The organism is Geothrix sp. 21YS21S-4, assembly GCF_030845995.1.
In the GTDB taxonomy this organism is placed as follows: domain Bacteria; phylum Acidobacteriota; class Holophagae; order Holophagales; family Holophagaceae; genus Geothrix.
The window spans coordinates 526,448-546,708 of record NZ_CP132719.1 but is presented as its reverse complement, the minus strand read 5'-3'; the positions used below and the strand labels follow the sequence as shown (position 1 = coordinate 546,708).

General features: G+C 72.1%; 16 protein-coding genes. 9 read left to right on the top strand and 7 right to left on the bottom strand.

What is annotated here, in order from left to right; genetic code table 11:
* The first annotated feature begins 35 nt into the window (after window positions 1-35).
* Complete coding sequence (locus RAH39_RS02615; protein WP_306591248.1) at window positions 36-389, top strand: hypothetical protein; 354 nt, start codon at window positions 36-38, stop codon at window positions 387-389.
* A 10-nt stretch (window positions 390-399) separates the two neighbouring features.
* Window positions 400-843 carry a signal peptidase I gene (gene lepB / locus RAH39_RS02610; protein ID WP_306591247.1) on the top strand — a complete coding sequence of 148 codons (444 nt, stop codon included), beginning with the start codon at window positions 400-402 and terminating at the stop codon, window positions 841-843.
* Here lepB and sigJ read toward each other — a convergent pair.
* The 3 genes from sigJ to RAH39_RS02595 form a co-directional block, all read right to left on the bottom strand.
* The gene (gene sigJ / locus RAH39_RS02605) at window positions 840-1,703 is read right to left on the bottom strand and encodes an RNA polymerase sigma factor SigJ (protein WP_306591246.1); all 864 of its coding nucleotides are present in this window, start codon (window positions 1,701-1,703) and stop codon (window positions 840-842) included. The genes lepB and sigJ overlap by 4 nt on opposite strands.
* On the bottom strand, window positions 1,703-2,053 hold the full coding sequence (locus RAH39_RS02600) for an antibiotic biosynthesis monooxygenase family protein (RefSeq protein ID WP_306591245.1): 351 nt from the start codon (window positions 2,051-2,053) through the stop codon (window positions 1,703-1,705). Before RAH39_RS02600 ends, sigJ begins: the two co-directional genes overlap by 1 nt.
* 169 nt (window positions 2,054-2,222) lie before the next feature.
* Window positions 2,223-3,635, bottom strand: coding sequence for a MocR-like pyridoxine biosynthesis transcription factor PdxR (locus tag RAH39_RS02595; RefSeq protein ID WP_306591244.1), 1,413 nt, complete (start codon window positions 3,633-3,635; stop codon window positions 2,223-2,225).
* A gap of 98 nt (window positions 3,636-3,733) precedes the next feature.
* On the opposite strand from RAH39_RS02595, the gene RAH39_RS02590 reads away from it, so the two are divergent.
* From RAH39_RS02590 to RAH39_RS02565, 6 genes are all read left to right on the top strand, one after another.
* Window positions 3,734-4,201 (top strand): carboxymuconolactone decarboxylase family protein, encoded by a 468-nt coding sequence (locus RAH39_RS02590; RefSeq protein ID WP_306591243.1) that lies wholly within the window; start codon window positions 3,734-3,736, stop codon window positions 4,199-4,201.
* A gap of 13 nt (window positions 4,202-4,214) precedes the next feature.
* Entirely contained in the window at window positions 4,215-4,652 is a 438-nt protein-coding gene (locus RAH39_RS02585) for a carboxymuconolactone decarboxylase family protein (protein ID WP_306591242.1), read from the top strand.
* 112 nt (window positions 4,653-4,764) lie between these two features.
* The gene (locus RAH39_RS02580; RefSeq protein ID WP_306591241.1) at window positions 4,765-5,748 is read left to right on the top strand and encodes a 4Fe-4S binding protein; all 984 of its coding nucleotides are present in this window, start codon (window positions 4,765-4,767) and stop codon (window positions 5,746-5,748) included.
* 53 nt (window positions 5,749-5,801) lie between these two features.
* Entirely contained in the window at window positions 5,802-7,103 is a 1,302-nt protein-coding gene (gene murA / locus RAH39_RS02575) for a UDP-N-acetylglucosamine 1-carboxyvinyltransferase (RefSeq protein ID WP_306591240.1), read from the top strand.
* A 175-nt stretch (window positions 7,104-7,278) separates the two neighbouring features.
* Entirely contained in the window at window positions 7,279-8,226 is a 948-nt protein-coding gene (locus RAH39_RS02570) for a ribose-phosphate diphosphokinase (protein ID WP_306591239.1), read from the top strand.
* On the top strand, window positions 8,226-9,389 hold the full coding sequence (locus RAH39_RS02565; protein ID WP_306591238.1) for a class I SAM-dependent methyltransferase: 1,164 nt from the start codon (window positions 8,226-8,228) through the stop codon (window positions 9,387-9,389). The genes RAH39_RS02570 and RAH39_RS02565 overlap by 1 nt, the downstream gene beginning before the upstream one ends.
* A gap of 12 nt (window positions 9,390-9,401) precedes the next feature.
* Here RAH39_RS02565 and RAH39_RS02560 read toward each other — a convergent pair whose 3' ends face one another.
* Window positions 9,402-11,060, bottom strand: coding sequence for a DUF4382 domain-containing protein (locus RAH39_RS02560; RefSeq protein ID WP_306591237.1), 1,659 nt, complete (start codon window positions 11,058-11,060; stop codon window positions 9,402-9,404).
* 112 nt (window positions 11,061-11,172) lie between these two features.
* Here RAH39_RS02560 and RAH39_RS02555 point away from each other — a divergent pair, with 112 nt between their 5' ends.
* Window positions 11,173-11,754, top strand: a complete 582-nt coding sequence (locus RAH39_RS02555) for a hypothetical protein (RefSeq protein ID WP_306591236.1) — start codon at window positions 11,173-11,175, stop codon at window positions 11,752-11,754.
* A gap of 127 nt (window positions 11,755-11,881) precedes the next feature.
* Here the strand turns inward: RAH39_RS02555 and RAH39_RS02550 are convergent, their stop codons facing one another.
* From RAH39_RS02550 to RAH39_RS02540, 3 genes are read right to left on the bottom strand one after another with little or no spacing between them, the layout of a single operon-like run.
* Window positions 11,882-13,654 (bottom strand): ATP-dependent DNA helicase, encoded by a 1,773-nt coding sequence (locus tag RAH39_RS02550; RefSeq protein ID WP_306591235.1) that lies wholly within the window; start codon window positions 13,652-13,654, stop codon window positions 11,882-11,884.
* On the bottom strand, window positions 13,647-16,982 hold the full coding sequence (locus tag RAH39_RS02545) for a UvrD-helicase domain-containing protein (protein ID WP_306591234.1): 3,336 nt from the start codon (window positions 16,980-16,982) through the stop codon (window positions 13,647-13,649). Before RAH39_RS02545 ends, RAH39_RS02550 begins: the two co-directional genes overlap by 8 nt.
* The gene (locus tag RAH39_RS02540; RefSeq protein WP_306591233.1) at window positions 16,979-20,239 is read right to left on the bottom strand and encodes an exodeoxyribonuclease V subunit gamma; all 3,261 of its coding nucleotides are present in this window, start codon (window positions 20,237-20,239) and stop codon (window positions 16,979-16,981) included. Before RAH39_RS02540 ends, RAH39_RS02545 begins: the two co-directional genes overlap by 4 nt.
* Window positions 20,240-20,261: the final 22 nt, after the last annotated feature.

Sequence of the window (20,261 nt, the reverse complement as noted above, 5' to 3'; positions counted from 1 at the left end):
CATGACAAACTGAGAGACCCGACCTGGAGTCAGCCTTGTCCCCGGATGTTCCCCTGCTGTTCGAAGCCGCCGTGGCCCGCCCGCTGTCGGTGGTGTTCCGCGCGGGCGAGGCCTGGGAGGGCCACGACTACACGGTGGAAGTGGTGGCTGCGCGCCGGGGACTGGACGGCTTCGACGTGGTGGTGGACTTCCGGGACCTGGAAGCGGCCCTGGACCGCAGCCTCGCGCCCCTGCAGGGCCAGCTCCTGTCCGATCTGGGACTGGACGGGCCCTTGGCCCTGGCCCAGCGCCTGCTCGCCGACCTCGCGCCCTTCGTCCCCGCCCCGGCCCGCCTCAAGGAAGTCACCCTCACGGACGGCCGGGGACGGCGGATGGTGGTCGGCGGGTGAGGTCTTCCCGATGAGGCCCTGGCTCCCCGTCGCTGCTGTCGCCCTCACCCTGTCGCCCCTCGTCGCGGTGCATCCCGTGCGGATCGAAGGACGCAGCATGGAGCCGGTCCTCCGCGGCGGGGACCTGCGATGGGCGGTGCGGGCCTGGGCAGCGCCTTCGCCGAAGCGTGGCGAGGTATGGGTGGTGGAAGGCCCCTCTGGCTCTTCAATCAAGCGGGTGATCGGCCTCCCGGGCGAAGTGGTGGCCTGGAACGGACCGGACCTGTGGATCGGCGACCGGCGCCTGGACGAGCCCTGGGTGGTCCACCCCGAGCGGAGCGGCGAAGGGCGGCAGGCCTGCGGCGAAGGCTACCTGGTGCTGGGCGACAACCGCCCCGACAGCCGGGACGGGCGCGCCTGGGGCAGCCTGCCGAAAGCGGCGCTCAAGGCCCGTCTCCTGGGCGGATCGTCCTAGGGGCTGGACCGGTCCAGGTGGCGGACCTTGTCGGGATTCCGCGTGACGTAGATGCGGCGGATGCGGTCCCCGTCGACCTCCAGGCCCGTCGTCTGGAGGAGGCCGCCCGCCTCCCGGGTGACGAAGCCGGGCAGGCCGTTCACGAAGGCGTAGCGCACCAGCGTGGAGGGACACTCCGCGAACAGGGGCTGGAGGGACGCGAAGAGCTCCAGGGCGGGCTGAAGGCCGGCGCAGGGATGCTCCAGGGAGGAGGCCTTCCCCCCGCCGTCCGAGTAGACGACCACGTCCTCGGAGAGCAGGGACTGGAGACGATCAAGTTCCCCGTTCCGGGAGGCCGCGAAGAAGGCCGCGGCGAGCTCCAGGCCCCGCGCCCGCGCCACCGGGAACCGGGGCCGGTCCGCCCGCACGCTCTCCCGGGCCCGCCGCGCCAGCTGGCGGCAGGCGGCGGGTTCCCGGCGGATCGTGGCGGCCACTTCGTCGAAGGCCACGCCGAAGATGTCGTGCAGCAGGAAGGCCGCCCGCTCCAGGGGCGTCAGGCGCTCCAGGGCCAGCAGCAGCGGCATCACGAAGTCGTCCACCTCGCCCTCGGCTGGCTCCACCACCGGCTCCGGCAGCCAGGTGCCCACGTAGATCTCCCGCGTGCGCCGGGCCGACTTCAGGTGGTCGAGGCAGAGGCGGATGACGACGCGGCGGAGGAAGGCCCCGGGGTTCAGGATCGATCCCGGAGCCTGGTCCTGGAAGCGGAGATAGGACTCCTGGACCACGCCCTCCGCATCGCCCACCGAGCCCAGCATCCGATAGGCGATGCGGAGCAGCCAAGGGCGGGCGAGGGTGAACGGGTCCTCGGGCTGCTCCGTCATCAGCCGGCCGTACCCGGAAGGTGGACGGCCGCGACCTGGTACAGCACCGGCGCCACGCCCCGGGCGACGCCCGCGAGGCGCCGGAACTGGGCCTGGGCCGCCGGATCCTTCAGCATCTGGTCGAAGTGCGGCTTGGACGCCCATTGCGCGTAGTTCACCACCTGCGTGCCATCGAGGCTCTTGTGGATGCAGACCGAGACGAAGCCCGGCCGGTCCCGGATGGCGGCCTCCGTCACCTCGCCCAGCAGCTGGGCCAGTTCGTCCTGCCGCTCCGGGGCCACCTCGTAGACATTGATCAGGACGACGGCTTCGCCGCCGGGAGTGATCTGCGCGCGGGGGTTCGGGGTCATGGTTTTCCTCCTCGATAACACATGACGAGCCAGCGCGGCGAGATGTGACATCCCCGGCAGGAAAGCATTCAGAAGATAAGGATCCTCACCAAGAGGCGAAGGCCCCCCCGAGTGAATAGAGCTTTTCTTGGTGTCTTGGTGGTGAAAAGAAGATCTTGGGTTTGATCGCCTATTGGTCCGTCCCCACCGCCCGGTCGATGGCGGCGGCCAGCGCCGCGCAGCACTCCGCCACGCGGGCCTCGGGCAGGTTGGTGACGCCCAGCAGCAGGCCCCGGGGCGCCGCGGCGGGATCCGCGTACCACACGGAGAGCGGCATGGGGAACAGACCCGCGCGATTGGCCTCGCGGACGACCGCCGCGTCGTCGCTTCCCGCGGGCAGCCGCTGGAGCACCGCCAATCCGGCGAGGACCGGATCCTCCCCCGCCTCCGCCAGGCATGCGGCCAGCATCTGCCGCCGATGGGCGTAGACGCGCTTCATGTGGCGGAGGTGGCGCAGGTAGTGGCCGTCCCGCAGGAACTCGGCCACCGCGTGCTGGATCGGCGCGGCCGGCGCCGGGGCCAGGAGGGCGGCGACTTCCGCGAAGGGGGTGACGAGCGCCGGCGGCACCACCAGGAAGCCCAGCCGCAAAGCGGGGCTGATGGTCTTGCTGAAGGTGCCGAAGTGGATCACCCGCCCGGCGCGGTCCAGGGAAGCCAGGGCGGGCGCGGCGCGGCCCTTGAGCTGGAGTTCGCCGAGGTAGTCGTCCTCCAGGATCCACGCGCCCGCCCGTTCCGCCCAGTCGAGCAGGGCGTGGCGGCGCGCGAGGGAGAGGGTCATTCCCAGGGGCGCCTGCTGGCCCGGCGTCACCAGCGCCAGGGCCGCGCGTGGGGCGGCGCGGACGCCCGCGGCCACGTCCAGACCCTCCGCATCGACGGGCACGGCCACGGGCCGGACGCCCGCCAGTTCGAGGGCCCGCCGGGCGAACAGGTAGCCGGGATCCTCCATCCAGGCCTCCGCTCCTTCGGTCCGCAGGACCCGCAGCGCCAGGCCCAGCCCGCCCGCGTACCCGGCCGTGATGAACACCTGGGCCGGCGAGCAGGCGATCCCCCGGGTGAGGGCCAGGCTGGCGGCGATTTCCTGGCGCAGGGCCAACTCGCCCCGGGCGTCCGGATAGCCCACGGACCGGCCCGCCGCCGCGCGGGTGGCGCGGAGCAGGATGCGGGACCAGACCTTGGCCGGAAAGGCGTCCTGCGCGGGCACCCCCAGCTGGAAGACGTTGGGCTCCGCGAGGATCCCCGCGCTCAGAAGGGGCGCCTCGTCCGCGGGAGGCGCGGGCGGCAGGGGAGCCGCGGGCCGGGCGGCCACGTAGGTGCCCGCGGCCCCGGCGCTGGCCACGAGTTGGTCGTCGATGAGCCGCTCGTAGGCGATCCGCACCGTGCCCCGGGCCACGCCCAGCTGGGCGGCCAGGTCCCGCCAGGACGGCAGGCGCGCGCCGGGCGCCAAACGGCCATCGCCGATGGCGGCGCGGATGCCCGCGCGGATCTGCTCCGCCAGCGGAGCCGATCCGTGGCGATCGAGCTGGAGGGAAAAAACGGCGGCCATGATCGATGGTACCCATGAATGGGCAATTCTTGGGTCTATCGCATGCACCATGCGCCGGGCGAGGCTAGATCTGTTCGAACACCTTCTCCGGAGCCGCCATGAGCCCCCGCTTCGATTACGCCCGCCTCGCCCCCGCCGCCGTCCAGGGCCTGGGTTCCGTCCACGCCTATCTGGCCGGCTGCGGCCTGGCCCCCGCGCTGGTGGAGCTGGTCTACCTCCGCGTGTCGCAGATCAACGGCTGCGCCTTCTGCATCGACATGCACTCCCGGGACCTGCTGAAGCACGGGCTGTCCGTGGAGAAGCTCATGCTCGTCGGCGTCTGGCGGGAGGCTGAGCCGTTGTTCGATGCGCGCGAGCGCGCGGCCCTGGCCTGGGCGGAGACGGTCACCTGCGTGGCCCAGACCGCCGTTCCGGACGCCGAATACGCCGCCGTGGCCGCACTGTTCGACGAAAAAGAGCTGTCCGACCTCACCGTCGCGATCTCGCTGATGAACGCCTACAACCGCCTCAGCGTCAGTGCCCGCAACCTGCCCGCCGCCGCCCGCGCGGCCCATTCCCGTTCCTGACCTGGAGCCCTCCATGCATCAGCGCTTCGACCTCACCACCCTCACCCCCGCGGGCTACAAGGCCATGCTGGGCGTCCACAGCTACGTCCAGGGCAGCGGCCTCGACCTGGGCCTGCTCGAACTCGTGAAGATCCGCGTCTCCCAGCTCAACGCCTGCGCCTTCTGCCTGGCGATGCACGTTCCCCTGGCCCGCCAGCACGGCGTCAGCGAGATGCAGCTGCACCTGCTCGCCGCCTGGCGCGAGGCGCCGGTGTTCGACGCCCGCGTCCGCGCGGCCCTGGAATGGGCGGAAGCGCTGACCCACCTCGAAGGCGAAGTCCCCGACGCGATCTACGCCCAGGCGGCGGAGCAGTTCGCCCCCAAGGAGCTGGCGGACCTGTCCTTCGCCGTGGCCGAAATCAACGCCTGGAACCGGCTGATGGTCGCTTCCCGCACCCCGCCCCAGGCCTGATCCCGAACGGGACCGCAGCCTCCGAAATGTGACCGCCTGCCGGATCCCCGGCTGCCATGCTCGGGGCAGGGACACCGTCCCGGCTCTTTGCCTCCGCGAGCAGGGGATCCCCATGGCCGCCTTCACCCATTCGCTGTCATTCCTTTCCAGCCACCGGACCCAGGTCCGGCGGGCGGTCCAGGTGTTCTTCCTCGCGGTCACGGCGTACGTGGGCGCGAGCTTTCATTTCTTCCTCTCCGCCCTGGGGCGGGGCGACGCATCCCTGACGAAGCCCGGCGGCGTCGAGGCCTTCCTGCCGATCAGCGCCCTCCTGGGGCTGAAGCGCCTGCTCCTCACCGGCCGGTACGACCTGATCCACCCCGCGGGATTGACGCTGCTGCTGGTCTTCCTCGCCATCAGCCTCGTCTTCAAGCGGGGGTTCTGCGGCTACATCTGCCCAGTGGGGCTGGTGTCCGAGGTGGTGGGCTTCGCGGGCAAGGATCTTCCGCTACCCCAGTGGGCGGCGCGGACGCTGTCGGCCCTGAAATACGTGCTACTGGCGTTCTTCCTGTACAGCATCGTGTGGATGATGCCCCTCGAGGCCATCGACGGCTTCCTGAACGCGCCCTTCAACAAGGTGTCGGACGCGAAGCTGATGGATTTCTTCACCGCCCCGTCCACCGTCACCCTGGTCGTTCTCGCCGTGCTGGCCGTCCTCGGGTATCTGGTCCGCAATTTCTGGTGCCGATTCCTGTGCCCCTACGGCGCCCTGATGGGCCTGGCCTCGCTGCTCTCCCCATTCAAGGTGCAGCGCGACGCCGAGGCCTGCATCGATTGCCTGAAGTGCACCCGCGCCTGCCCCGCCGGAATCCAGGTGCACCAGGCCGGCACCATCCACAGCCCCGAGTGCATCGGCTGCCACGACTGCGTCCGGGTGCGGGCCAACGACCGCTGCCTGAAGACGGGGCGGGTGGACTACCGCCGCCTCGCCCTGGCGCTGTTCTGCGTCTTCTGGGCCGCCGTGTTCCTCGCCATGGCCACCGGCTACTGGGATTCCGCCGTGTCCAGCCTGGAATACCGCTTCTGGCTGGAGCGGCTGCGGCGGCTGGCCCACTGAGCCCCGGCCCGCTCCGCGACGGGGTTGGGCTACGCTGGAAGGCTGGAGTTTCGATGGACCGACTGGTGATCCAAGGTGGACATCCCCTGCGGGGGCGCATCCGGGTGTCGGGGGCGAAAAACGCGGCCCTGCCCTGCCTCGCGGCGGCCCTGCTGACCGCGGAACCGGTGGTCCTGTCCAACCTGCCCGCGGTGGCGGACATCCGCACCATGGTGAAGGTCCTCCAGGCCCTGGGCACCGCCGCCACCTTGGCCTCCGAAGGCGAGGGCTTCGAGTTGAAGGCCGATCTCGCCTGCGCCGGAAGCGACGATCCCAAGGCTCCCTATGACCTGGTGAAGACCATGCGGGCCTCCATCCTGGTGCTGGGCCCGCTGCTCGCCCGCTTCGGGAAGGCCACCGTCAGCCTCCCCGGCGGCTGCGCCATCGGCGCCCGCCCTGTGAATCTCCACCTGGAGGCCCTGGAGCGGATGGGCGCCACCCTCGAGATCAGCCACGGCTACATCCACGCCTCGGTGAAGGGCCGGCTGAAGGCCATCGACCACGCCTTCGAGAAGGTGAGCGTGGGCGCCACGGAAAACATCCTGATGGCCGCGGCCCTGGCCGACGGCGTCACCGTTCTGCGGAACGCCGCCCAAGAGCCGGAGATCGCCGACCTGGCCGCCCTGCTCGTGAAGATGGGCGCCAAGATCGAGGGCATCGGAACCGGGACGCTGACCGTCACGGGTGTCGAGGTCCTCCGCGGCTGCGACCACGCCGTGATCGCCGACCGTATCGAGGCGGGCACCTACCTCTGCGCCGTGGCCTCCGCGGGCGGCGACGTGGTCCTGGACCGCTGCGAGCCGGATCACCTCCGAGCCCTGCTGGACCTGCTGGAGCGGGCGGGCTGCGTGATCACCGAGCGCGAGGGGCAGGACGGCCGCCAGCTCCGCATCCAGCGCGAGCCCGGCCAGAAGCTCCGCTCCAAGGACGCCACCACCCTGCCCTTCCCCGGCTTCCCCACGGACCTCCAGGCCCAGTTCATGGCCGTGATGACCCAGGCCTGCGGGATCAGCGTCATCAACGAGGGGATCTTCGAGAACCGCTTCCAGCACGCCATGGAGCTGGAGCGCCTGGGCGCCAACCTCCGCACCGACGGGCACACCGCCATCATCGCCGGCCCCGCGGACCTCACCGGCTGCACCGTGATGGCCACGGACCTCCGCGCCAGCGCCGCCCTCGTCATCGCCGGCCTCGTCGCCAAGGGCGAGACCATCGTGGACCGCATCTACCACCTGGACCGCGGCTACGCCGGCCTGGAGCGGAAACTCCAGGAAGTCGGCGCCCGCATCGAGCGCGTCGGCGGCGGAAAGGTCTAGAGCACCGGAACCGCGAAAAACGCGAAAGGGCGCGAAAAGGGGAAACGCCCGCTGCGGCGGCGCTTCCGCAGCCCGTCTTTCGCGTTTTTTCGCGCCTTTCGCGGTTCCGACAGCATTCGCTGTGACGACCTCCACGGGAGCGGTCGGCTACACTGGATTCGAGATCGGGGGATCCATGTTCGGCGAGATGAAGGTCTTTTCCGGGAGCAGCCACCCGGACTTGGCGAGGGGCATCGCCACGCACATGGGCATGCCGCTGGGGCGCCTGAAGGTCACGCGGTTCTCCAACGAGAACATCAAGGTGAAGATCGAGGAGAACGTCCGCGAGTCCGACGTCTTCGTGATCCAGACCTCCTGTCCGCCCGTCAGCGACAACCTGCTGGAGCTGCTGATCCTCATCGACGCGCTGAAGTTCGCGTCCGCGGCGCGCATCACGGCGGTGCTGCCCTACTTCCCCTACGCCCGCAGCGACAAGAAGGACGAGGCGCGAATCTCCATCACCGCCCGGCTGGTAGCGGACCTGCTGGAGACCGCCGGCGCCGACCGCGTGCTGACCATGACCCTGCACGCCCCGCAGATCCTGGGCTTCTTCCGGAAGCCCGCGGACCAGCTCCTGGCCACGCCCATCCTCACCAACTACTTCCGGACCAAGGACCTCTCCAACGCCGTGGTGGTGGCCACGGACGCCGGGGCCGCCAAGTTCGCGGGCCACTTCGCCAAGCGCCTGTCCGTGCCCATGGCCATCATCGACAAGCGCCGCTTCGACGACTCCGAGAAGGCCCAGAGCGTGGCCCTCATCGGCGACGTGAAGGGCAAGGACGCGATCATCTACGACGACGAGATCGCCACCGGCGGATCCATCAAGGAGGCCGCCCGCATCCTGCGCGAGTTCGGCGCCCGCACCGTCCGCGTCGGCGTCACCCATCCCGTGTTCTCCGGAAATGCCGTGGAGACGCTCACCTCCGCGGGCCTGGACGAGCTGGTGGTCACGGACAGCGTGCCCATTTCCGCGGAGCGCGCCAAGGCCCTGCCGAACCTCAAGGTGCTCTCCACCGCCGCCCTCTTCGGCGACGCGATCCTGCGCATCCACGGAGGCCGCAGCATCAGCGAGATGATGGACTGATGCCCCGCCGCCTCGGCCCCATCGCGGCCCCGCCGGGCCCCGATCTGCTGGGGCCGCGCGGCGCGGAGATCGCCCCCCTTTTCGATCGCCCCTTCCTCGTGCTGCACCGCGCGTCGGAGCGGTACACCGCCCGCACCTGCCTGTTGCTCCTGCTCGACCTGGGCTGGGAAGAGGCGCTCCGGCGGGGCGCCTCTCTCGATGCCCTGTGCGAGGGGTTTCCGGCGCAGGTGCGGAAGCCCCTCGCGTGGATGCTGCCCTTTCTCGCGGCGGAGGGCCTGCTCCGCCGGGAAGGGGAGACCTACGTCCTGGACGGGCGGCCGGACCTGGACCTCGCGGGCCTCCGGGCCGCGGCGGAAGCGGAGGCGCCGGGCCACGGCGCCAACTTCGACCTCCTGGACGGCGTCCGGACCCGCATCCGCCCCTTCTTCACCGAAGGGAAGAACGGCGACGAGCTGCTGTTCGGGCTGTCCCTCTTTCCCCTGTGGCTGGCCTACTTCCGGAACGAGAACCGGATCTACTTCCCCAACAACCTGCTCACCCTCCTCGCCCTGCGGGACGGCCTGCCCCTCGGAGCGCGGATCCTCGAAGTGGGCGGCGGCGGCGGATCCTTCGCGCGCCTGGTGGCCGCCCGCGCCGCCGAGGAGAACTGGCTGGGGCGCATCGGCGAATACCGTTTCACGGACGTGGCGCCGGCCTTCCTCCGCCGCGCCCAGCGCGACCTGGAGGCCGGAGCGCCGGGCCTGCCCTTGGTTTTCCAGTCCCTGGACCTGAACCGCCCCTGCGGCGATCAGGGCATCGCGGCGGAAAGCCTGGACGCCATCGTGGGCGTGAACGTGGTCCACGCGGCCCAGGACCTGGGCGCCACCCTCCGCGACCTCCGTAGCCGCCTGAAGCCCGGCGGGCGGCTCATCCTCGGCGAGTGCCTGAAGCCGAATCTGGACGCGCCGCTCTACCTGGAGTTCTTCTTCACCTTTGTCGCAAGCTTCACGGAGGTGGCCCTGGATCCCGATTGGCGGCCCCGCCACGGATTCCTGACGCCCGAGGCCTGGGCCGCGGCCCTGCGCCACGCGGGCTTCGCGAGCGTCGACCATCTCCCGCCACCGCGCCCCCTCATGGATCGCCACCCCGCCTTCACCGTGGGCGCCCTGACGGCCTTCGCGTGAGGCGAAGCGGCCTCAGAACCCGGTGAACACGGCCACGCTGTAGGCGGCGAAGGTGCCGTCGGGCTTGGGGACGACGGCCACGCGGGCCTTGGCCGGGCTCACCAGCTTGGCGGCCCAGGCGTCGACGGCCACGGGCGAGACGGTGATCGCGCTCCCCTGCTTGGCCACTTCCACCACAGCAGGCTGGAGGCCGGGCGTGGGGTTGAAGCTGACGGTGACGGTCTGCGCGACGGAGGCGGAATTGGTGAAGGTGAAGCCCACCTGCCCGCCACTGTAGGACGTGCTGAGCGTCCCCGGCGGAAGCGCCACAGGCACCAGGACGGTGGCGGCGGCATCCCAGGCCCCGGTGCCGGCGTTCCACGCCAGGTCGCTGAGCCCCTGGGAGCGCACGTCCCCGGCCCCCGTCACCGCCGCGGCGAAAGCGGCGGAGCTGGAGGACGCCGCGCCGGGAAGACCGAGGTACCACCAGCTGAAAGAGGGCGCATAGGCGTAGGTCCGGTCCCCTGCCAGGGGGTGCTGGTAGGTGAAGCCCGTCCCGCCCGCCGCCGCAATCGCCCCGCCGTCCACTGCCCGCTGGACGGTCACGGACTGGGCGTGCATGGGCGCCTGGAGCGGATCCTTCACCTCCACCTGGACCTTGAAGCCGGTCCACAGGTTCGCCAGGGCGGCGGTCCCCGTACCGAGCGCCGAGCCGCTCCGGAAGGTGAAGGCGGTGTCGGCATCGATCAGGATGGGCCGCGGCAGGGCCGCGTTGGTGCTCACCAGCAGGCGGCCGGCGGCGCGGTCCACGCCGTAGACGTGCCCTTCGGGCGTCCAGGCGGGAAGCGCGGCGGCGCTGTACCACACCCGCACGGCCCACAGGCTGCCGTCGGGCTGCATCCGCAGGGACACCAGCGCGGATTTCCCGGCGGACAGGCCCGCCAGGCTGCCCGCGGCCTTCGCGTCCGCGTTGAAGAACAAGCTCCCAGCGTCGGCGTTCACCGTGAGGTCGTTGCCGCTGTCCGTATGCAGCACGAAGCTCGACGCGCCCACGGAGGCGACCGTCCCGCGGCGGTGGCGGAACACCAGCTGAGCCACGCCCGCTATCCCCCCGTCGTTGGGACGGTGCTTCACCTGGAGGGTGAGGACCCAGCTCCCGTCGGGGAGCTGCACCAGGAACAGCGGGTGGGCCAGATCGAAGTCCAGCTGGACGGCATTGCTTCCCGAGGCGGTGACCACCAGGTCGGAGCTCAGGCTCACCACCGCGCTGGCGCCCTGGACGTGGACCTGGGCGGCGGGCACGGCGGTGCCGTCGGCCTTCACCAGGTTGACGCTGGCCGGATCGATGGTGATCCGCACCGCGTCGTAGGTGCCGATGGGCAGGGAGGCCGAGGCCAGCAGCTCGCCCACGCTGTCCAGGTCCACGAGATTGAGCTTCGCCGTGGCGCCCTGGAAGGCCACCACCTCCTTCGTGTGGTCCGCCTTGTTGAGCAGGGCCACCTGGGTGACGACCACCTCCACCGCCGACCACTGTTCCGAGGGCGCGTCCGTGAGGATGATCGCCGCGGAACCCGACGCGGGGACGGTGGGGGCGGAGGAACCGCCGCCCCCACCGCAGGCCAGGACGAGGGCCAGCGCGGAAAGGCCGAAGGGGGACGCGAGGACGGAGCGGGGGCGAGGCGCAGGGCGCATGGGAACCTCCAGGAACGGAAAAGGCCGCGGACATCCCCACTGACCCCGCCTCTCCACGAGGGGTTGAAGAAGGAATTTTGCGAATCTCAACCTCGCCTTGCGACACTCACCCATGGCTTCCACCCTCCGGGACCTCCTCATCCAGCGGGCCGCGAGGCTCCAGGACCGGCCCGCCCTGACCGCGCCCGACTGGGGGACCCTGAGCTACGCCCGGCTCCGCAATCGCGCGGAGGGTGTGGCCTTCGGTCTGCTGGCGGAGCCGCACCCAACCGCCGGCTGGTTCAGCAGCACGGGCACGCCCTGGGACTGGATGGCGGAACTGGCCGTCGCGGCTTCGGGACTGGCCTGGGATCCGGCGGGGATGCCAGTCCCACCCGAGATCCTGGGGGGCTCCCGCTTCAACCTCGACGCGGGGCGCGGCCTCTACCACGCCCGGGAGCAAACGGTCGCCGAGGACACGCCCTTCGCCGCCGGCCTCGCCCACGGCGAATTCATGACCCGCCTCCGCCGGTTGAACCGGATCCTGGAATGGGATCACGAGTCCGCCGTGGAACTGCCGTTGGCCCGCCTCGGAGAACCCCCGCTTCGCGCGGCCCTGTGGAGCCTTCTCTACGCCGGCGGCCACGCGATCCTGCAGTCCCTCCCGGTGTGGAATCCCACGCCCTTCGAAGAGCTGTGGCTTCCGGAGCGCTGATCCCGCGTTGCATTAAAAGACTAAGGATCACCACCAAGGCGCGAAGACACCAAGAAAAGCTCTGTGCACGATTCACGCGGTTCGGGGTGTGTCTGGTGTCTCTCGGACGACACCCGTGCTTGGGGGATCAGCCCTCCAGGTCGAGGGAGCCGGCGCGCTGGAGCGGCCTCGCGGCGCCGATGGCCAGGAGCCCGGGGTTCCCCAGGACGGCCACGCTCCGCCGGGCGCGGGTGAGGGCGGTGTAGAGGATCTCCCGGGTGAGCAGCGGGTGATCGCCCCCGGGCAGGACGAGCGCGATGTGGTCGTACTCCGAGCCCTGGGCCTGGTGCACGGTGAGGGCGTAGGCGTGCTCCAGGCTCCCCTGGATCGCGTCCAGGGGGAAACACGCCGGACCATCCGGCCGCAGGAACAGGGCCTCCAGGCGGGGCGCGCCGTCGCGGCGCACGAGGCCCACGATCCCCTGATCGCCGTTGAACAGGCCGCGGCCGTAGTCGTTCCGCCGCGCCAGGACGGGTTCGCCGGGAAGGAACGGCGCGTCGGTTCCCCGCGGTCCGGCAGCCCGCGTCCGCTCCGCGTGGAGGTGGGCGTTGAGGCCCGCCACGGATCGGAGTCCGCCTTCCCGCAGCAGGCACAGCAGCCGCGCGGCCTCCCAGCCCGTAACTTGGCGCTCGAGCAAGGCGACGGAGGCCGCGTCCAGGCCGCCTCCTTCGCCCTGCAGGAGGGGCAGCTCTCCCGGCCGCCGCTCGGACCAACTCCGCAGGAACAGACGAAGTCCCGCATCGTCGCCGGAAGCGACGCGAATGCCCGGCGCTTCCGGATCCCCGCCGTCCATCGGCAGGTCCGGTCCCCGGCCTTCGCCGATGGCGCGGGCAGCTTCGAGGATGGCGCGACCTCCGGGATCGGCGGCATCCAGCCGGTGGCTGTGGAGGAGACGGGATACGGCCTGGGGCAGCCCGGCCACGAGATCGCGGAACACGGTTCCCGCCTCCACCGAGGGCAACTGGTCCGCGTCGCCCACCAACACCAGCCGCGCGGCGGCGGGAAGCGCGGCCAAGAGGGCGTCCATCAGCTCCAGCCCGATCATGCTGGCCTCGTCCACCACCAGGACGTCCACCCGCAGGGGGTTCTCGGCATCGCGCCGGAAGCGCCGCAACCGCGGATCCCAGCCCAGCAGGCGGTGGAGGGTGAGGGGCTCGGGCAATTCCCCGCCCGGTCGGACGCGCCGCACGGCCTCCCCCATGCGCTGGACCGCCTTCCCGGTGGGCGCGGCCAGGACGATGGCCTCCGGCTCGAGCCCCGCTTCCAGCAGGGTCCGGAGCAGCGCCGCCAGGATGGAGGTCTTGCCCGTCCCCGGCCCGCCGGTGATCACGGCAAGGGGCAGTTGGGCGGCGGCAGCCACCGCGGTGCGCTGTTCGGCATTGAGGGGCACGGGCGCGGCGAGGACCGCGTCCGATACCGCGACGGAGAGCGCGGGCCGGGCCGCCCGCGCGCGGAGGACCTCCCGAACCCGGGCTTCCGCGGTCACGAGACGACGGGTGGCGAGAGCGCCATCCCAACGGACCAGGGGCCGCCCCGCCTCCGGCCCGCCCACCAAAACCTCCAGGCGCGGGTCGTCCAGGAAGGCGGCCCAGTCCACGGGCGCCTCGCCAAAGGCCCGGTGCAGTTCCTCCATCTGCGATCCGGTCAGCGGCAGGCGGGTGCTGCCCTGGGCCTGAGCCGTCAGCAGCAGGCTCAGGAGGAGGTGCAGCTTCCGTCGCTCCCGGGCGTCGAGGTCCGCGGGAATCCGCGCCAACTCCCAGGCGAACAGGATCGGCGCCGGATCCCCCGCGGCGCGCAGCCACGCTTCCGGCGCGAAGCCGCGGCCCGCGAGGGCGCCCAGGGGATTGGGGAACTCAGCCACGGAACGCCTCCGCCGCCGTTGCGGCCAGGTCCCGCTCCCATGTCCCCACCTCGGTCCACGTGGGCCGGCAGGTCCACACGCCTGCCGCCGGCAGGCCCCGCAGGAATACGTAGCGCACCCCGCCGAACCGGGCCTCGTAGGTGGCCTCGTCGCGGATGTCCAGGAAGCGCAGGGCGGCGAGGGTGTAGATGCGGACCTGGAGGGCGTAGTGCTCGGCGACGCAGGCCTCCAGCGCCGCCGAGCCGTAGTCCGCCAGCCCGTTGCTCTTCCAGTCGAGGACATAGGCCAGGCCGTCCTTCTCGAACAGGGCGTCCAGGCTACCGCCGAGGAAATCCGCGCTGCCCGGCAGTCCCGTCAGGAAGTCCAGCTCCCGCAGCAGGCGGTCCGCGGCGGCGAGGGGCGCGGCGCCTTCGTGCAGCGGCAGCGGCGTGGTGAACCCTAGGAAGGCCCGCCGGGCGGCCTCCCGCGCGGCGTCGGGCCCCAGTCCCGCCAGCGCCGCGCGGCGGAGGACGGATTCCCGAACGCCCGGATCGCCCCACCAGCCGTCGAAGTCTCCGGGGAGGGCCGCAGGATCCAGAGCCTCCAGCAGCTCGTGGAGCAGGGTCCCCACGGTCCGGCCCCGCGGCAGGCCGTCGGGCGCCGCGTCCGGAGCGTCCGGCTCGGGATCCTCCGGCTCCGGGGCGCGGACCTCCTCCAGCCGCCGCTGGAGCGCGGTGAAGCTGGTGGCGCGCCGAGGCCGCGCGGCGGCCCGAAGGGCCTCCGGATCGAGGCGGGGCGGATGCAGGGCGGAGGCGGGTTCGGCGGCAGGCCGCTCTTCCGCCTCGGCGAAAGCGTCGCCCTGGGGCTCGGCGAGCGGCACCACGGAAAACGCCGGATCCTCCCCTGCCTCCAGAAGAGGCCTCAGGACGCGGTTAAGGACCCGCAACGGGCCCTTGGGGTGGACGGGGCCGCTCCCCTTCGCGCCGTCCACGACGAAGCAGGGGACCACCAGCTGAGCCTGGGCGCGGGTGAGGGCCACGTACATCAGGCGCTCTTGCTCCTGGGCCTCTTCCGCTTCGATCCGGGCTTCGGCGTCCGAGCCCTCGGGCGAACGACCCAGGTGGAGCCGGCGCGCGCCGTCAGGGCCATGGAACCGATGGAGGGCGGAGGCCCGGCCCGCCTTGGGCGCGAAGACCGCCACCACCGGCGCCTCCAGTCCCTTGGCGGCGTGGAGCGTGAGGATCTGCACCGCGTCGGAGCGGCCTTCCAGCCGCTGCTCGTCGCCGTTCTCGCCCGGCGGAAAGTCCAGCCCCTTCCGCCACCGCGAGAGCTGGCGGATGAGGAGGGCCAGGTCGCCGTGGCGTTCCGCCGCCGCGCGGACCAGCAGCTCGCCGAGGTGGCGGAGGTTCACGAGGGTGCGCTCGTCGTTGCGCAGCAGCACGCGCTCCGCCACGGCGCTCTCCCGCAGCACCTGCTCCACCAGGTCCGCGAAGCGCCGCCGCCGGGCGGTCTCGCCCCAAGCGCGGAGCCGCTGGAGGGCGGGATGGTCCTCCCGCAAGTCGCGGAGCGCGTCCAGGTCCGCCACGCTCGCGCCGAAGAAGGGCGTGAGCAGGGCTCGGGCGAGACGGCCCCGGTCGCGGGGAGCCTCCACCGCGCGGAGCAGGTGAAGCCAGGCGAGTGCTTCCGGCCCTCCGAACAGCCCGCGCTGCTTGAAGAACGCGAAGGGAAGCCCAGCGGCACCGAGGGCCTCCGCCATCAGCCGTCCCTCGGACGCGTTGCCCACCAGAACGAAGACATGCCGGTTCGACAACGGCTGTCGATTTCCTCCGGGTCCGAAGCACGCGCCGGAGGCGAGCAGATCGCGCAGTTCGCGGGCCAGCCCCGCGGCCACCCGGCGCCACAGGCGCGTTCCGCCGTCCAGAGTCTCCACGCGGATCACGCGCAAAGGGGGCAGGGATGCGCCCTGCGCGTCCTCCAGTCCCAGATCCGGACGGCCGCAGGCCACGGGCCGGAAGCCCACCGGCCCGGTGAAGAACCCTTCATGGGCGAAGATCCGCTCGCAGGCGGCCAGCAGGGGCGCCGTGGAACGGAAGTTCTCGCCCAGCTCCACGGCGGATCCCCTTGGAGCAAGCAGCTCGCGGGCCCCCAGGTAGGTGGGCAGGTCGCCGCCGCGGAAGCCGTAGATGGCCTGCTTGGGATCGCCCACCAGCACCAGCTCGTGGCCCTCGCGGTGGAAGAGGGTCCGGAAGATCTCCCACTGGGCGGCGTCCGTGTCCTGGCACTCGTCGATGAGGGCCACCTGGAACCGCTCCCGCAGCCGATCCGCGAGGGCCTCGCCGCCGGGGCCCGCCAGCGCGTCCCGGACACGGAGGATCATGTCATCGAAGTCGAACAGCCCCTCCGCCGCCTTGATGGCCTCCAGCCGCGCCCGCACCGGCTCCAGGAAGGCGTTCGCCAGCACCGATTCCTCCGTGGGTGGTGCCTCCGCCAGCCATGCGGCGAGTTGAGCTGCCGGTCCTTCTCCAACCGCCTTGGCCATTGCGGATCGCAGGCTGGTGAGCTTGAGGGCATCCCATTCCCGCACGAACTCCCAGGGCTCCAGCGGAGCGGCCAGCAGCGCCGCCACGGCATCCAGCGCCGTTCCCGCCCGCTCGGCCACGTCCTTCCGGACCTTCGCCGCGGCCCAGGCGGCGCGGATCTCGTCCCTGACTTCCGGCGTTGCGGCGGGAAAGCTCCGGCGGAATCGGGAGAGCGCGTCGGGTCCCGGAACCAACTCCGCCCGCTCGCGGTGGACCTCCCATAGCAGGTGCCCCAGGGCCTCCACGCTCCAGCCCGCCCCCAGCGCCCGCGCCAGGAGGCTCCGAAGCTCGGCCTCCTGCTCCCCCCGCAGGAGGTCCCGCCACGCGCAGTCGAAGAGTTGGCGGGCGTCGGCCTGGGTCTGATCGAAGAGGCTGCGGCGCTCCAGGGCGCTCTCCTGCAGCACCCGCTGGCAGAAGCCGTGGATGGTGGCGACGGTGGCCCGCTCCATGGCCGCCCGCGCGGCCTTCACGCGCTCCCCCGCCGCGCCATCCAGGATCCAGCAGGGCGCATCTTCCGGCGCCTCGGGTGCCTCCTCCGAAAGCAGCCGATTCCACAGGGCGCGGATGCGGCTCCGCAGCTCCAGGGCCGCCTTTTCCGTGAAGGTGACGACCAGGATGCGCTCGAGCGGAATGCCCGCCAGCACCCGGTCCGCCACGAGGTGCTCCAGCGTGTAGGTCTTCCCCGTCCCCGCGCTGGCTTCCAGCACGGCGAAGGGAGCGGGAATGCGATCCAGGACCGCGGGCCGGGCGAAGCGGAACGGGACGCTCACGCGTCGCCTCCCGCCTGCCGGCACGCCCGGAGGAAATCCCCCAGCCGCCGCTCGGCGCGGTCCGCCCAGTCGGCCGCGGGAGGCGAAAGCGCCGCCGCGGGGATCGGCCCCCACAGGCTGGAGAAGCGCGGTTCCGGTTCCTCCAGGGCCTTCCCGATCCACGCTTCCAAATCCTCCGTTCCGGCCAGGAGGGCTTCCAGAGGAAGCGGCCCGGGATCGCCCGCCAGCAGGTCCCCGCACCACCCGCGCAGCTTCGCTTCCGCCGTCTCCGGAGTCCAGTCCGGGAGCGGCAGGCTCCACCGCGCCGCCCGGCCTTCGCGGACGCTCAGGACCACCGCCCGGGCCGCGCCCGGAAGTCCCTGCGCCCGGAGCGCAGCCTGGCCCACCCAGGCCGACAGCAGGGCGCGGGCGTCGCCGTCCTGGGGTGGGCGCCCGGGTTTGGGGGGCTCGGACTCGGAAAGGAAGAGGAAGCCCTCCTCACCCAGCGGCGGCAGGGCGCCTTCCAGCTCCATCCGGAAGCTCCCTTCCGATCCGTCCAGGCCCCAGCGGAACGGCGGATGGTCCTCCGCGGGCAGCCCCCCCGAAGGCCCGCTTCCAAAGCGTGGCACGCGGGGAAGCCCGCCGGCCCACAGCGCCCGCCATCCGCCCAGGAGAACCCGGGCGCGGACGAGCTCCGCCTCGGCGAAGGGCCCCACCGGCGCCCGCGCCGCGGCGACGCGGCGGCGCCACCCCCGCAGCAGGGCGCGATCCGCGTCCTCGCCGGCCAGGGTTTCCCAGAACGCCTCCCGCACCCACGCGCGGCGGTCGAACAGGGACGACTCGAAGGGCGTCTCCTCGCGGGCAGCGGCCTCCTCCGCGCCCTCGTCCTCGGCCCGCAGGTCGAGGCGGACGGCGGCGCTGCCCTGGAGGGGACAGCACAGCCACTTGCGGAGCTGACCGAAGGTGAGGCGCCGCGAGGCAAGGTCCGGAATGAAGGGCGCGGTGACAGGCGGCGCTTCCGGCCGATGGATCTTGCCCCGTTCCGCCGCCCGCGCCTCGCGCAGGGCCTCCGGATTGAACTCGGGGAGACCGCCTGGCGCGAAAGCTTTGGGATCGTGGCGGTCCACGGGCGGTGCGTGTCCCAGCGCCGCCCAGCCCTTCGGTCCCGCCGCGGCCGTCACCAGTTCCTTCAGATCGTCGAGCAGCGGCGAGGGTTCCAACGGAGCACCGTCCAGCACGTCGCGGCGCACGAAGGAGAGGTGCAGGTGCCGACGCGCGCACAGCAGGCTCTCGAGGAAGAGGTAGCGGTCCTGCTCGGGCCGGGAGACATCCCCCGCGCGGCGCCCGCCGCTGCGCAGGTCCAGGGGGTTGCGCGCGTCCTGCCCGGGGAAGACGCCCTCCCCCAGCCCCATGAGGAAGATGGCGTCGAAGGGCAGGGCCCGCATGGGCGCGTAGCTGGCCACCATCACGCCCTGCCCGAAGGCGGCGCGGTCGGCCTTCAGCCCTTCGAGCGCCTCCAGGGCCAGGTCCAGCGCCGCGGCGTAGGGAAGGACGGGAACCGGCAGTCCGGCGATTTCCAAAGAGGCCAGCCCCAGCAGTCCCCGCTGGATGCGGGCCACCGACGCCGCATCGGCCTGGAGATCGCCGATGTGGGCTCCCATCACGAGGGCCAGCTGGGCGGCCCACGCCGAAGGCGACAGGCGCTGATCCCGCAGCCGCCGCGCGTCGGCCAGCAGCCCTTCCACCCGCGCCAGGAAGGCGGCGCCCTGCTCGGGCGGGAGGACGGGATCGGACATCCGCCCATCCAAATCCACCTCGCCCGGCGGCAGCACCGCGCCCAGCGCCAGGCGCCGCGCGGCCATGGACCAGGTCCACAGGTCGCCGGGCGCCTCCGCGGCCCCGCAGGCCTCCAGTCCGCGGATGACGCCGAGCTCCTCGCAGAGGCCCGCCCAGTCCCCGGCCGCACCGGGATGCCGGGCCGCCAGGGCCGGATGGCCCACCAGCTCCAGGACCTCGGCCCGCGTGAAATCCGACAGGGGAAGCCGCAGAAGGCTCGCGGCCCCGTCCACCAGCTCCGCCATTCGCAGAGTGGCCTCGTCGCCGGCCACCCAGGGGATGCGGTGGCAGGCCTCGAAAGCGGCCTTCAGATGGTCCAGGTACTCCGCCTTCCGTCCCGGCGGGACGATCACGGCGAGGTCGGAGAACCGCACGCCGCCGGTCCGGACCCGCTCCCACACCGCGGACGCCACCGCCTCCGCTTCCCGTCGCTCGCTGGCGCAGGCCTGCACGCGCACGCTGTCGTCCGCAGGCAGCGGAGGCTCCGCGGAAACCGTGGGCGCCCGATGGAGCAGGTCCGACTGGAGGCGCGCCAGGAGGGTGGGGTCGTCCGGCTCCCGGAAGTGGTCCTCGAAATCGCAGTCCACGAGGTCGTTGAGCAGGCGGATGTTCTCGCGGCCCGGCCGCCCCCAGCGCTGCAGTCCGAGGTGATCCGCCGCCAGGAGGCCGTAGGGATCCTCCGATTCCTCCCGCGCCATCCGCGCGGCCTCCCGGGGATCGACGACGTCCTCCCACAGCTCCTCGCAGGGATTCAGGATGTAGAGATCCAGGGGCCGGAGGAGGCTCAAGCGGCGGAGCGCCAAGTGGTAGGCGCGCGCCATCTGGGACAGACCAAAGACGTGGATGGTGGCGGGAAACCGCCCCCGCGGGAACAGGTCCGAGCCCACGTACTCCGGCAGGGCGAGCCATCGCTCCTGCGCGCCCGCCAGCCGGGTCCGGAGGGCCTGCCACAACCGCCGCTGGGACGCCTCGCGAGGATCCTCGCCCACCGCCCGACCCTGTTCCCAGCGGGCCATCCAGTCCGGGCGCGACAGCAGGTATTCCTCGAAGAGCCGCGCCAGCCGCCCGCTGAGCTGGACGGCTTTGCGGCCGCCGGGATCGCCTTCCAGGTAGGCGCCGAACGCCGTTCCCGCCAGGACGTCGGCCTCCCCCAACAGGACGAGAAGCTGGCCCTGGATGGCGGGACGATCCAAGAGGCGCAGGGGCGGCTCCTGGACGGGAAGGGAGTCCCGCCACAGCTGGTCCAGGAACAGGAAGCGGAGGTTGGCCGCAATCCCCAGGAGGTCCGCCAGCCCCCGCTGGAGCCACAGCTGGACGTTGCGGTTGGGCACCACGATCGTCAGGGGCTCCCAGGGGCCCTCCGCGGCCCGATGGGCGGCGGCGCCTTCGGCCAGCCGCTCCAGCAGCGCCTCGGTGCGGTTGGAATAGTGGAGCCGGGCCATGGGCCTCCAGAGTAGCGGCGAT

Coding starts and splice junctions, on each gene's coding strand:
- lepB (WP_306591247.1), top strand. CDS start 400: ATGAGGCCCTGGCTCCCCGTCGCTGCTGTCGCCCTCACCCTGTCGCCC.
- RAH39_RS02565 (WP_306591238.1), top strand. CDS start 8,226: ATGCCCCGCCGCCTCGGCCCCATCGCGGCCCCGCCGGGCCCCGATCTG.
- RAH39_RS02540 (WP_306591233.1), bottom strand. CDS start 20,239: ATGGCCCGGCTCCACTATTCCAACCGCACCGAGGCGCTGCTGGAGCGG.
- RAH39_RS02580 (WP_306591241.1), top strand. CDS start 4,765: ATGGCCGCCTTCACCCATTCGCTGTCATTCCTTTCCAGCCACCGGACC.
- murA (WP_306591240.1), top strand. CDS start 5,802: ATGGACCGACTGGTGATCCAAGGTGGACATCCCCTGCGGGGGCGCATC.
- RAH39_RS02600 (WP_306591245.1), bottom strand. CDS start 2,053: ATGACCCCGAACCCCCGCGCGCAGATCACTCCCGGCGGCGAAGCCGTC.
- RAH39_RS02595 (WP_306591244.1), bottom strand. CDS start 3,635: ATGGCCGCCGTTTTTTCCCTCCAGCTCGATCGCCACGGATCGGCTCCG.
- RAH39_RS02560 (WP_306591237.1), bottom strand. CDS start 11,060: ATGCGCCCTGCGCCTCGCCCCCGCTCCGTCCTCGCGTCCCCCTTCGGC.
- RAH39_RS02585 (WP_306591242.1), top strand. CDS start 4,215: ATGCATCAGCGCTTCGACCTCACCACCCTCACCCCCGCGGGCTACAAG.
- sigJ (WP_306591246.1), bottom strand. CDS start 1,703: ATGACGGAGCAGCCCGAGGACCCGTTCACCCTCGCCCGCCCTTGGCTG.
- RAH39_RS02555 (WP_306591236.1), top strand. CDS start 11,173: ATGGCTTCCACCCTCCGGGACCTCCTCATCCAGCGGGCCGCGAGGCTC.
- RAH39_RS02590 (WP_306591243.1), top strand. CDS start 3,734: ATGAGCCCCCGCTTCGATTACGCCCGCCTCGCCCCCGCCGCCGTCCAG.
- RAH39_RS02570 (WP_306591239.1), top strand. CDS start 7,279: ATGTTCGGCGAGATGAAGGTCTTTTCCGGGAGCAGCCACCCGGACTTG.